The sequence below is a fragment of the Maribacter sp. BPC-D8 genome (assembly GCF_035207705.1).
In the GTDB taxonomy this organism is placed as follows: Bacteria; Bacteroidota; Bacteroidia; order Flavobacteriales; family Flavobacteriaceae; genus Maribacter.
Genome location: NZ_CP128187.1, coordinates 3989229 through 4002881, shown reverse-complemented (window position 1 = coordinate 4002881; position 13653 = coordinate 3989229). Strand labels below are relative to the sequence as shown.

11 protein-coding genes are annotated in these 13653 nt (G+C 33.5%); 5 read left to right on the top strand and 6 right to left on the bottom strand.

Going from position 1 to position 13653, the window contains the following annotated elements; translation table 11 throughout:
- Position 1 precedes the first annotated feature (1 nt).
- Both QSV08_RS17575 and QSV08_RS17570 read right to left on the bottom strand, forming a co-directional pair.
- Positions 2–1546 (bottom strand): glycine--tRNA ligase, encoded by a 1545-nt coding sequence (locus QSV08_RS17575; protein WP_324025012.1) that lies wholly within the window; start codon positions 1544–1546, stop codon positions 2–4.
- 37 nt (positions 1547–1583) lie between these two features.
- Positions 1584–2483 (bottom strand): hypothetical protein, encoded by a 900-nt coding sequence (locus tag QSV08_RS17570; protein WP_324025011.1) that lies wholly within the window; start codon positions 2481–2483, stop codon positions 1584–1586.
- Positions 2484–2523: 40 nt separating this feature from the next.
- On the opposite strand from QSV08_RS17570, the gene QSV08_RS17565 reads away from it, so the two are divergent.
- Entirely contained in the window at positions 2524–3225 is a 702-nt protein-coding gene (locus QSV08_RS17565; RefSeq protein WP_324025010.1) for a ComF family protein, read from the top strand.
- A 51-nt stretch (positions 3226–3276) separates the two neighbouring features.
- A complete protein-coding gene (locus QSV08_RS17560; protein WP_324025009.1) occupies positions 3277–4893 on the top strand; it encodes an Ig-like domain-containing protein in 1617 nt (538 codons plus the stop codon).
- Here QSV08_RS17560 and QSV08_RS17555 read toward each other — a convergent pair.
- Together QSV08_RS17555 and QSV08_RS17550 are read right to left on the bottom strand one after the other, a co-directional pair.
- Positions 4877–5665 (bottom strand): amidohydrolase, encoded by a 789-nt coding sequence (locus tag QSV08_RS17555; RefSeq protein WP_324025008.1) that lies wholly within the window; start codon positions 5663–5665, stop codon positions 4877–4879. The two genes, QSV08_RS17560 and QSV08_RS17555, sit on opposite strands and share 17 nt — an antisense overlap.
- Before the next feature lie 4 nt (positions 5666–5669).
- Entirely contained in the window at positions 5670–6134 is a 465-nt protein-coding gene (locus QSV08_RS17550; RefSeq protein ID WP_324025007.1) for an ankyrin repeat domain-containing protein, read from the bottom strand.
- A 133-nt stretch (positions 6135–6267) separates the two neighbouring features.
- Here QSV08_RS17550 and QSV08_RS17545 point away from each other — a divergent pair, with 133 nt between their 5' ends.
- From QSV08_RS17545 to QSV08_RS17535, 3 genes are all read left to right on the top strand, one after another.
- Positions 6268–8463 (top strand): PAS domain-containing protein, encoded by a 2196-nt coding sequence (locus QSV08_RS17545; protein ID WP_324025006.1) that lies wholly within the window; start codon positions 6268–6270, stop codon positions 8461–8463.
- Positions 8464–8475: 12 nt separating this feature from the next.
- Positions 8476–8883 (top strand): response regulator, encoded by a 408-nt coding sequence (locus QSV08_RS17540; protein ID WP_324025005.1) that lies wholly within the window; start codon positions 8476–8478, stop codon positions 8881–8883.
- Between the two features lie 168 nt (positions 8884–9051).
- On the top strand, positions 9052–9459 hold the full coding sequence (locus QSV08_RS17535) for a response regulator (RefSeq protein WP_324025004.1): 408 nt from the start codon (positions 9052–9054) through the stop codon (positions 9457–9459).
- 2 nt (positions 9460–9461) lie between these two features.
- On the opposite strand, the gene QSV08_RS17530 is transcribed toward QSV08_RS17535, so the two are convergent.
- Both QSV08_RS17530 and QSV08_RS17525 read right to left on the bottom strand, forming a co-directional pair.
- The gene (locus QSV08_RS17530; protein WP_324025003.1) at positions 9462–10763 is read right to left on the bottom strand and encodes a DUF5689 domain-containing protein; all 1302 of its coding nucleotides are present in this window, start codon (positions 10761–10763) and stop codon (positions 9462–9464) included.
- A 79-nt stretch (positions 10764–10842) separates the two neighbouring features.
- On the bottom strand, positions 10843–13584 hold the full coding sequence (locus QSV08_RS17525; protein WP_324025002.1) for a TonB-dependent receptor: 2742 nt from the start codon (positions 13582–13584) through the stop codon (positions 10843–10845).
- Between the last annotated feature and the right edge of the window lie 69 nt (positions 13585–13653).

Genomic DNA, 13653 nt, shown 5'->3' with positions numbered 1-13653 from the left:
CTTATTCCATTTTCTTTAACCAGGTCTTCATATCTACTGCATCATGAATGATACCATTCAATGCTGATATAGCAACACGCTCTTGTTCCATAGAATCTCTATGTCTAATGGTAACCGTTTGATCTTCTAAAGACTGGTGATCAACAGTAATACAGAAAGGAGTACCATTGGCATCTTGTCTTCTGTAACGTCTACCCACAGCATCTTTTTCATCATAAACCACATTAAAATCCCATTTAAGGTCATCTATAATTTGGTGTGCTATTTCTGGTAAGCCGTCCTTTTTAAGCAAAGGCAAAATAGCCGCTTTTACTGGTGCTAAAACAGCTGGTAACTTAAGTACCGTTCTAGTTGTATTATTTTCCAATTCCTCTTCTTTAAGCGAATTAGAGAATACTGCCAAGAACATTCTATCTAAACCGATAGAAGTTTCTAATACATAAGGAACATAGTTCTTATTTACTTCGTGATCAAAATATTGTAGTTTCTTACCCGAGAGTTTCTCGTGACTGCTTAAATCAAAATCGGTACGAGAATGTATACCCTCTAATTCTTTAAAACCGAATGGAAAACGAAATTCTATATCAGAAGCAGCATCTGCATAATGAGCTAATTTCTCATGGTCATGAAAACGATAATTATCTTGACCTAAACCAAGTGACATGTGCCACTTCATTCTTTTTTCTTTCCAAACCTCGTACCACTCTTTCTGGGTGCCTGGTTGTATAAAGAATTGCATTTCCATTTGTTCGAACTCACGCATTCTAAAAATAAACTGCCTTGCAACAATTTCATTTCTAAAAGCCTTACCGGTCTGTGCAATTCCGAAAGGAATTTTCATACGACCAGATTTCTGAACATTCAAGAAATTTACAAAAATACCTTGGGCAGTTTCTGGTCTAAGAAATAGATCCATTGCAGTTTCTGCATTGGCACCTAACTTTGTACCGAACATTAGATTAAACTGCTTTACCTCTGTCCAGTTTTTAGAACCTGACATTGGGCAAGCGATATCTAATTCTTCTATTAAAGCTTTTACATCAGCTAAATCTTCATCCTGTAAAGATTTACCTAACCTGCTTAAAATAGTTTTTCCTTGCTCTTGATAATCAACTACACGCTGATTCGTTTGCAAAAACTGTTCTTTATCAAAAGCTTCGCCAAAACGCTTAGCAGCCTTATTGACCTCTTTTTCAATTTTAGCATCAATTTTAGCGACATAATCTTCGACTAAAACATCTGCTCTATATCTTTTTTTAGAATCTTTATTATCTATTAATGGATCATTAAACGCATCTATATGCCCAGAAGCTTTCCACGTTAGTGGATGCATGAAAATTGCAGCATCTAACCCAACGATATTATCATTGAGCTGAACCATGGCCTTCCACCAATAGTCGCGTATATTCTTTTTAAGTTCTACACCATTTTGACCATAATCATAAATAGCACTTAACCCATCATAAATTTCACTAGATTGAAATACATATCCGTATTCCTTTGCGTGAGAAATTACACGCTTAAAATCATCTTCTTGCTTTGCCATGTTGCAAAAATAGAACAATAGCCCAAAAAAAAAATAATTATTTCAATTCAAATTCAGAAGAAGTAATTAAACGTTCGTCTTCGAACACATTTAATGTGTAATTACCTTCAATTAAAGAACCTTCTGGTATGGTAATAGATTCACAAATTGGCGACTCTAATCCTGTAAATATAAATTCAACTCTTTTACTATAAACATTACCGTTCACTGTAATAGTATTAGCATTGTCTTCAACAATCTGTTTGTTTGGATCTAAAAACTGTAAATAAATTACCTTCTCGTTATCAGCTTCACTCTCATCTGCTAAAACTGTAACGCAACCTCTTAATTTTTCAATTATAGATGCCTTATTGGTTTTGGTTGGCTTTGTACCACGAATTAATCTAAAACCGCTTCCTTCAGAATTAGCCATTTTCAAATAGCTCTTCGTCTTTAATTTCTGATTAAGTTCTAGTATTTTTCTTCTTTGTAAAGCTTCTGCTTCTGCTAGAGAATTACTGTTTGCTCTTAGATTTTCCATCTGCTTACGAGACTCATCATACTTATCGGTAAGTAACATGTTGTTATAACGTAAGAAGTTGTTCTTTAAAAGTAAGCTATCGTTCTTAGACTCTAACCTACGTAATTCCGTTTTAAATTCTCTTAACTTTTGTACTGTAAAATTTAATCGACCTACAGAATCTAAAAGTTCTTGTACCTTATACCTGGAATCTTTCAATTCAATATCGTTCATTTCACTTTTTGCAGATAAGCGAGCTACATCTGCTTTCATAATAGTAAGGTCTTTTACAAGAATCTCTTTCTCTTGTTCTAAAAAGTCTATTTGATCGTTTGATTGGGCATAACTATAGTAGAATGCAATTAATAGTGCTAAAAGAACTGCAACAAATGCTGCTAGTATTATTTTATAATTGAATTTATTATCTTGACTGTCCATTTAAAAAGTGGGCTGTAGGTTGTTTAATCTGTAAAATTTGATGAAAAACAGAATTTCAAATATACTAAAGGATGTTACGAACATACTCTTACCCATATCATGTTTTGGATGTAATGCACGATTATATAGAGGAGAGGTTCTTCTCTGTACATCTTGCCGACACCAATTACCACTTACCGAGTACACCTTTAACGATGAAAATGCAGTTGACCGTATTTTTTATGGTCGAATTAACATAAAAAAAGCAAACTCATTCTTATTCTTTACCGAAATTGGAATCGTAAAAAACCTTATTCACTTCTTAAAATATAAAAACCAAGAAGGTATAGGTATATTTTTAGGCGATTGGCATGGTCAAATTTTGAAGCAACAAGGTCATTTGCCAAAAATCGACTATGTAATTCCCGTTCCCTTACACAGAAAGAAACTTAAGAAGAGAGGTTATAACCAAGTGGCACTATTTGCAAAACAAATTGCACTTCACATTGATGCAAACTATACAGATGATATTTTGATAAAAACTGCAAATACTAAAACACAAACCAAGAAAAATAGACTAAACAGATGGTATGACAACCGGTCGTTATATGAAATCAAAAATGGAGAAAAATTAATAAACAAAACCATATTGTTGGTTGACGATGTTATTACTACCGGTGCTACTATGGAAATTTGTGCAAACACCTTCAAAGATATTGAAGGTGTTGAAATTTACATATCAAGTATGGCAGTTGTTCCATAGAATTAGATTTCTATAAAATATGTTGTTTCTTTGCGGTCGATAATTACACTAATGAGCAGAAAAATTTTAGGTTTTATATTTGTTTTTATCATCGTATTGGTGTCATACCAATGCGCACAAAGGGGCACACCTACCGGTGGACCAAAAGACATAACTCCACCAGAATTAACAAGGGCAGAGCCACCAAATTTAACAACCAACTTTACTGGGCAAAAGATTAGATTGTATTTTGATGAATTAGTGAAGCTAAAAGATATTCAAAAGCAGCTTATAATTTCTCCCCCTTTAAAAAATGCTCCTGTACTTTCACCTATTGGTAATGCTAACAAATACGTAGAAATTACTATTAAAGACACGCTCGAACCAAATACAACCTATACTTTTAATTTCGGTCAAGGTATTGTCGACAACAACGAAGAAAACCCAAAATCTTTTTTTACCTATGTTTTCTCTACTGGCGATTATATCGATTCATTAGAATTAACAGGCGTAGTTAAAGATGCATTCAATAAAAATGCCGATGATTTTGTCAGCGTAATGCTTTATAAAATTGACACTAGTTATACAGACTCTACCGTTTACAAGAGACCACCAAACTATATTACCAATACGCTAGACAGCGCAGTTATATTTAAACTTAATAATTTAAAGGAAGGCAAATATGCCTTATTTGGTATTAAAGATGCCACAGGCAATAATTTATTCGATCAAAAAACCGATAAAATAGGTTTTGTACGTGATACTATAAACTTACCTACAGATTCTATCTATTTATTGAATCTATTTAAAGAAATACCCGATTACAGCATAGCCGTACCCAGTATGGAAGCTAGTAATAGAATTAGCTTTGGCTATTATGGAGATGGAACCGACATATCAATTGAAACCATTACCGAAATACCCGATACAGTTAGAACGAAGATTAGTAAAGAAAGAGAAAAAGACACATTGAATTTCTGGTTTACACCTTATGAAATGGACTCTCTCCTTTTTGTAATTACTAATGAATCTTTAATTACAAAAGATACGTTTAAAGTTAAAAACAGAAAAGTTGAGTTTGACTCCTTAAAAATTTCGATGAGTCAAAATGGAAATATTGAAATGGATAAGCCTATAAATCTCTTAAGTAATACTCCACTAGTTAGTTTCGATAGCACCAAAATTAAATTGATGGATAAAGATTCTGTTGAAATTGCTTATAAATTAAAGCTCGATACCTTAGAAAATTTATTGAATTTTAACTTTAAGATTGACCCCGACCAAAGCTATAGAATGGAACTTATACCTGGTGCGGTAACCGACTTTTTCGAAACATCTAATGATTCGGTCGCTTATTCTTTTCGAACAAAGAGCATTGCAGATTATGGCAACTTAACTTTAAATCTAAATGGCAGCTCAATCGTTTACCCGATAATTGTTCAGCTTACCAACGAAAAAGGAGATTTACAACGAGAAATTTACGCTACTGAGCCACAGGCGTATGTCTTTGATAATTTAAATCCTGGTAAATACCAAGCTAGAGTCATATTCGACATGAACGGTAATGGAAAATGGGATACAGGCAGTTTTTTAGAACATAGACAACCTGAAAAAATAAGCTACTACCCTACGCTAATAGAATTACGCGCTAATTGGGAAAAAATAGAGACCTTTAATTTGATAGATTAAAATCATCGCGGTCATTTAAAAAACGGAGCTTATTTCGCACTAGGTCGATTTCATCTTTTACTAATTCAATAATAATTGTTTCTTCTTTCTCAGAAAGTGAAACCAATTCTCCGAGTGGGTCATATACGCTAGAATGCCCCGGGTACTGATGTCCTACTTTGTCTTCACCTATACGATTTACCCCAACACAATACACCATATTCTCGATGGCTCTTGCTTTTAAAAGTGCATCCCAAGAATTAATTCTTGGCGTAGGCCAATTTGCTGTATATATTAAAACATCAAAATTTTCTGTGTTTCTACTCCATACCGGAAAACGAAGATCATAACATACTAATGGGCAGATGGCAAAACCTTTGTAGTCTATTATTAGTCTTTCTGTACCTGCAGTATATTTTTCATGTTCACCAGCTAAAGTAAATGTATGTCGCTTATCATACTTTTCATATTCGCCATTTGGTCTTACAAATAAGAGTCTATTATAATATTTGTCATTATCATGAAATACGACACTACCAACTACTGCACTATTTTTATTGGCAGCCATTTTCTTCATCCAATCTAGGGTTGTCAAACCTTCTTTTTTTTCAATATTATCAGGTGACATTGTAAAGCCTGTGGTAAACATTTCTGGCAAAACTATTAAATCAACAGGTTCATCGATTTGATCGATTTTGGCGCCGAACATTTCTCTATTGGTATGTGGATCCTCCCAATGTAAAGTAGATTGTATAAGTGCTATTTTTAAACGACCGTTTTGCTCCTCTTTCATACTATTACTCCAACAAATCAATAAAAGCGCTCAAACCTTGAGTTTTAGCATGATCTAATGCACTGTTGCCCCTATTATCTTTTATTGTTTTATCTGCGCCATTCGCTATTAATAATTTTGCGATTTCTAAACGATTAAATTGTGCAGCATAAATTAGGCAAGTTGCCCCCATAGCATTACGCTCATTAAGTTGTGCCTTCTTATCTATCAATAATTTTGCAAGATCGGTAAAGCCTTTGAAGCAAACACCCATTAAGGCTGTGTTACCAGATGCATCTACAGCATCGATTTTTGCTCCTTTGTCTAATAGTAGCGTTGCAATTTCCATTTCATCATAATAAGTAGCCAAAATTAAAGGTGTTGAACCTCTAACATCTTTACTGTTGACGAGTATAGGATTCTTCTCTAACATAGCTTTAACCTCATTAAAGCTACCTTCTCTTATCTCTTTAAAAAAAACCTCGTTCATAGTTTTGTATAATAAATTATTCTCATTCACGACAATATGAAAGTAATCATATCAAGATGTATTTTCTTACTATTCCATAATTTTTTCCTACCTTAAAGATAATATGTACCTTTAAATTAAAATTCTAGAACTTTTGAAAACATTAGCCGTTGACTTTCTTTTAAAAGAGTCCCCCAATGCAATTGCTATCGTGGATACTAAGTTAAACTTTATTAGTTACTCTAACCAGTGGCAAGAAAAATTTAGTTTAGGTGAAATCGATATCATCGACAAAAATTTATTTGATCATACAATTGAAACTCCTAACCTTTTTAAAGTTGCTGTAAAAAATGGCATAAAAGGACAAGAGGATATAAATATTGGACAAAAATTCATTTTACCAGATGGCAAGCTACAATGGCTAAAATGGAAAATTATACCTTCTACTATTGAAGATCATGGTTTTGACGGTGCCATTATATTTTTAGATAATATTACCGCCGTACAGAAAGAACTAGAGCTACTACATAGAGCTGAAGAAGTTGCCAGAATAGGATGCTGGGAACTAGACTTAATAAATAATACAGTACACTGGACAAAAACAACAAAAGACATTCACGAAGTGGAAGCTGATTTTGTTCCAAACTTAGAGGAAGGAATAAATTTTTATAAAGAAGGTGTTTACAGAGATAAAATTTCTTACTTAATTAGTATCGCAATTGCTGAAGGAAAACCTTTTGACACAGAACTAATTATTATCACTGCCAAAAACAATGAAATTTGGGTATGTGCAAAAGGGGAGGTTGAAATGCTAAACGGAAAAGCGGTTAGAATTATTGGCACTTTTCAAGATATAGACGAGCGAAAGAAAATTGAGTTAGCCCATCAAGAAATCTCCGAACGATTAAAAATTACCACCCAAACTGCAAAAATTGGAACTTGGAACTATGATCTCGTTGAAAAAGAGTTAGAATGGGATAATGAAATGTACCGAATTTTTGATTTAAATGAAAATCAATTTTCAGGAGCTTTTGAAACCTGGTCATCTACCATAGATGAAACCGATAAAGAAAGAATATTAGCCGCCACCTTTGATGCTATAAAGGGTATGAAAGATTTTGACGAAGAATACAGAATAAAACTTCAAAATGGATCCACTAGATATATTAAAGGAATTTCCAAAACTATTAGAGATATAAACGGGCAACCTATTAAAATGACAGGTGCTAATTGGGATATTACAGAACTTCGTAGTACCGAAATTGAATTAGCCAAAAGTACTAAGTTATTTGCTGAAACTTTTGAACACTCTGCTATTGGTATGGCACTGGTAAGTCCAGAACTTAAATGGTTAAAAATAAACAAAAGCTTATCGCATAGTTTAGGATATTCTGAAGAAGAGTTATTAAAAATGACCTCGATGGATATTACTCACCCAGATGATAAACCAGGCAGTAATTCTTATAAAAACAAAGTAGTTAATTACGGCTCTGAGCATTTACAGTTTCAGAAAAGATATTTTAATAAAAACGGAAATATAGTACATGCTATAATTGGATCAACCCCTGTAAAAGATTTGAATGGTAAAGTAAGTCATGTTATCACTCAATTTTTAGACATTACTGATAGAATTGAAGCACAAAACAAATTAGAAGCATTGGTAGATGTTACCAAAAGCCAGAATGAAAGTTTAACTAATTTCGCCCATATCGTTTCGCATAACCTTCGTTCGCATTCTACCAATATGACGATGCTTACCACATTTTTGAATAAAGAAGAAGATGAAGACGAGCGAAAGAATATAAATCGAATGATTACCAGCGCTACCGAAAGTTTATCTGAAACTATTGCGCATTTAAACGATGTTGTTCAGGTTAAAACCGGAGCTCTTGAAAAATTACAAAGTATTAGCATACTTAATACTTTAAACCAAATTACTCAAAGTATCAATGGTTTATTAGAAGAACAAAATGCCAAGCTTAACATTGATATTGAAAAATCTCATTTTGTAAATGCAGTACCAGCATATTTAGAAAGTATTTTCTTAAATGTACTTACAAATGCCCTAAAATATCGCTCAATACAACGCACACCTGTTATAAAAATAAAATCTGAAATTAAAGGAGAAGACATTGTAATTTCATTCACAGACAACGGTCAAGGAATAGACTTAGATCGACATGGCAATACTATTTTCGGTATGTATAAAACTTTTCATAAGCATAAAGATGCTAAAGGAATTGGACTGTTCATTACCAAAAATCAAGTCGAGTCAATGAGTGGTAGTATTAGTATAGAAAGTAAAGTAGACGAAGGCACAACCATTTTCATCAAACTTAAAAAGAGCTAAATAAAATTGACTATGAATAAAGTTTCAACATGCTGTATAATAGATGACGACCCTATATTTGTATATGGTACCAAAAGAATAATAAAAGAAGTAGATTTTGCAACTTCTATATTGGTATATAGCAACGGACAAGAAGCTCTTGACGGCCTCACAAGATTGTGTATGGCCAGAGAACCTTTACCTGATGTTATCTTTTTAGACCTTAATATGCCCATACTAAATGGTTGGGAATTTTTAGATGAATTTAAAAACTGCAAAAGCAAAAGATCAAAAAAAATTATAATCTACATCATTAGTTCTTCAGTTGACCCAAGAGACTTAGAGCGGGTAAAAAACTATGAGCAAGTAGATACTTATATTTTAAAACCAATAACACCAGATGATCTTGCCAAAATATTAGGAACAATTACTGAAAATTAAATGACACATTTCAGTTAAAGACAAAAACACTATTGTTAATAAAAATGGGGGCAACTTGTTTCTATTTATATTAAAGTTGTCTAGTCATTTTAATAACTTCGTCAAGTGTAATGGGTTGTTTTTCTCCAACTTAAATCTGAGTAAGATTTACTTTTGAAATAATTTAAAATGAGTATATTTTCTAGTTGTTGTATTATTGATGATGACGAATTTTTTTCCGTCAGTAGTAAGCGTATTTTAAAGCAACATAACTTCAGTGATAATATTCTTTATTATTCTGGTGGTCAAGAAGCTCTTGATGGTTTAATTGGTTTATTGGTCGAAAATATAACACTACCCGACGTTATCTTTCTAGACCTAAATATGCCAAATAGAGATGGGTGGTCATTTTTAGAAGAATTTGAAGCACTGCCAGAAGATAAAATAGGGCATATTCAAATTTATATTACCAGTTCTTTTATTAGCCCTAAGTACATGGAAAAGGCTAAAGACTACAAATTGGTTAAAGATTATATTGTTAAACCTTTAACCGAAAGTGCCGTTAAAAAAATAATCGATTCTAAAGAAATAGCGTAAAGCTATCTCACACTTGGGCTAAAATCTAACGGAGCATTTTGAGGCTGATTTATTGTACCCGCATCGCCTGTATCATTGTAAATAGTCCATTCGCTTGCGGTAAAAATCGAATTTCCAGAAACTACATCTAATTTACGTACAGCAGCACCATCTTCAAATTCGTGATTGGTATTACTGCCATCTTCTCCAATAACTCCAAAAATATCTATAATCATACCGAAAGGGTCTACTAGCACAATAGTATCGTCGCCATTAGAATCTGCCGGGGAGTTTGTGCCGACGGATATATCAGGCTCAAACCCATAAACATTTTTAAACTCTTCTGCATTGGGTGAAATTACTATGAGTCCGTTGGCTTCTATTACATATTCAGATAAATCTATACTTGAACTTACCTGTATATTATCATTTGTATACCGCTCTAACATCCATCCTTTTAATGATAGACTTTCTTCAGATGCATTATATAGCTCCACAAATCGGGCTCCTGCATTATTATCGGGGTCAGCAATTTCAGATATAAAAATTAAAGAAGACGTAAATTCATCAATCAAATCTTCACATCGTTCTTGGTTAAATGAAAGATCATCTACACTTCTAATGATCAATTGATATTCATTATTATCCTTAGTTAATATTCCGGTGGCAGTTCCCATTTTATCTGGGAGTATTTCAGCTTGAAAATCAGCATAACCACTGTTTACTATTACCAATTCGTTATCGCCACAATCAACTAATGTTCTCAAAGTTTCTTCTTCTTTAATCGCAAATGATTCCCCTAGCTCTTCTTGCGTGATTTCTACATCAGTTACAGCAACCAATGTATTCAACATAGATGCATTTAATTCTGAAATAGCAACTGAAGTAGGCTCAATACCCAAATTCCCTTTACAAGAGACCAATACATGGTCAAAAACAACATTTTTAGGCAGCCTACCTACACTACGGTTACCAAAAGAGGTAAATACACCACCAATTTTATAAATCCCTTTAGACTCACCCAAATACAAGCCTTTTAACTTTATGATTATTTGCTGGCCCACATTAAAGAACAAATGCGCATCTCTTAATTCTAATTCGATTTTCATTCCACCTAATGGATTACTTGGCTCGTCTTGAAAATGTATTGTATTGAAAAAATTACCGTCCTTGTCCGAAGAAATTACATAACCTTTAATAACCAAGTCTTCTTGAATCTGAATAGTCTCGTCAACATACATATTCTTTAATTCTGATAAACTAATAAACGTAAATTCAGTATCAGAACATTCTAAATCTGGAGCATCAAATTCCTTATCTTTCACACAAGAGGATAGCATAAGAGCAATGACTATCATGGAATAAAATATATTACTTTTTATCTTCATACTATTTGTATCAGATTTAAAAACTGAAAGCGAAATTTAAAAAATAGGTTCTACCGAAACCATACCAATACTTAGGTGCAAAAGACGGATTACCACTAAAATTATCTTGCTTTAGCTGACCGTAATTACCATTTCTACTCTGCTCATAACCACCCGTTCTAAAAGTGGTGTCAAAAAGATTGTTAACACTTGCAAAAACACTAATGTATTTACCTTTTTTAAGCCACGACTTACCCCCAACCATATTCAATAAATAGAAATTATCTAATGGTTTCTGCATTAGTAATTTTTGAACGTTTTCATCGGTCGCATCAGGAAATCTTAACTGGGTTTCTGGGTCAATTAAAAAACTCTGAGTTCTGGTTATCGTAGAAATATTTGCATAGTTATTTGCTAGGTAGTTGGCAGAAGCACTAATCCACCAATATTTAGGATCTCTATATTCTATACCTGCCGCAATTGCTTTCTGCGGACCTTGTGCCAACTTATAATCTTTTACTGCCGATTGCCCCAAAAACTTAGAACCAGAAATATCAATTAAATCTTCGGTTGCACCTGCGGTATCAAAATTAATAGTCACAAATGGGTTACTCGCATATTCATGTTTTGCCACTGAAGCTACTAACGAAAGTTTTACAGCACTAGAAAATTGGTATTCTAAACCAAGTTCAATACCTAAATGTAATTTGTCTAAATCAGTCAGCACTTCTTGAACGAAATCTGAACCAACACCCGAATCAACGAAGAAGAAATTTACATCTGTTGTATTTTGAAAACGGGTATAAAACCCTGTAAATCTACCTGTCAATTTTGGCATTCTAAGAAAATAAGTTGCATCGACACTAGTCACAGTTTCGCTTTGCAAATTGGGCACTATCGCATTATTCTCCCTCGGGTTTATAAATACATTTTGTAAAACGGGTGCTCTATTTATAAGCGCAGCATTTACAGAAACCCAATGCCTACCAGTTATTGTGTAAGATGCGCCTGATTTTAACGACCAATTCGAAAATTTTACCTGCTCACTCTCCCCAAACGAATTATCTAAAAAGCGTTCATTCTTAAACAAACCTTCTCTTTGATAATTAACTAAAGCATACTTACCAGCAACAAACGCCTTTACTTTATTATAATGCGCATTTAACTGCGTATAAAAATCGCTATTGCTTCCCTTTAAATTATAGTTGTAATTAAAAACAGCACCATCACCTTTATTTACTTCAGATGAAATATCATTTAAGGTTTCTGAAAACGTATCGATATCGCGATGATAATCTGCCCCTAACAAATCATTTATTTGGGCAAAATTTTCAGAATTTAGCTGCCTATGAGTTGCACCCAGATCAAGTTTCAAATGACTATCAATATCTATATTGGCAGTAGCCCTAGCAGTAATCTGATTATCTTTTATGGTATCATCATACAGTACATAAGCCGCTTCTCCGTTTTGGCTTATACTGGTATTCGCCTTGTATATATTTTCCCAATCTAATTGAGGATTTTCAATAAAGCCTTCTTCTGCTTGAATTGCACTTTCGAAGTTGGCACCAATAGGGGAATTCAAATAAAAACTAGGTAAGTATCGATAGTATGTAGGATCAGGATTCGGAGCATTATAATACCCTAAACGACTTCTCTTGTACATACCTGTTTGATAGCCCAAACCAGCATTTATTTGCACATTTTTAGATTCATGATGATAGTTGAATAAGAACAATGGCTCGCGAATATGTCGCTCTCTAGAATTTCTAATTTTACCATCTTGAATACCGGCATATGGATTATATCTGTTTCCTTGAATTTCTTGTACTTCTTCTGTGATTGCAGAAGACCGCCCTCTTCTATTTGATGCTACGATTGCTGTGGCTGAAATTGTATTCTTTTCATTTAAAAGATACTCGAACGAACCGTAAACAGAATACGAATCATACAAAGTACCATCCATATATCCTTCTTTTGCCCAGCGACGAGAAGCTGAAATAATATAGGCGAATTTCTCATTCTTAACTCCAGAATTATAGGTTGCCATTAATCTGCCGCTATATGTTCTATTAGAGAGAGATGAAGATAATCGCGTACCTGGTCTTAATCCAGATGGTCGCAAATCTATATTTGTGTTTCCTAAAATTCCTCCAAAAGTAAAATCTGATGCTTCTAAGCCATTCGCATATTGTTGATTTCTGATAACGTCATTTAATCCTCCCCAATTATTCCATTGTGGTCGGCCGTCATACATTTTATTCATTGGCAATCCGTTTAGGTGCACTTCACCATATTGAGAATCATATCCTCTTACCCTAAAAAATGCCTGACCAAAATCAAAAGCCGCTCTGTTTAGAAAAATATCTTTTGTGGACTGTAATAAAGCAAGTGCGTTAGAATTTATCTCATCATCTAATAACTCGTCATCGGTAATATTAATGAGATTTATAGATTTTTCTACAGTCATATCTCTTTCCAAAAAAATAATGCCTAAGTCAATAGAATTGTCATCAAGAAATACGGGTATTCTTTTATTATCAAAATCGGGCGTAGAAATCTGGAGTATGAATTCTCCTTTATTGGTAGTGATCAATTTAAATTCTCCTAATTCATTAGTAGTTATCGGTGTAGATTCTCCTTCTAAGACTACTTCTGCATTAGCAATTACCTCACTTGCAACCCTTTCTTTTATTATCCCCGAAATTGTTGTTGCACTTTGAGCATTTAGGAAACATATTTTAACAAATAGTAATAAAAAGAGGGTATGCTTAATCATTCTATATCTTAAGGCCTTACTAATGAGCTATTAAGATACTATTTAAGAAATAATTAACGTGAATTTTCC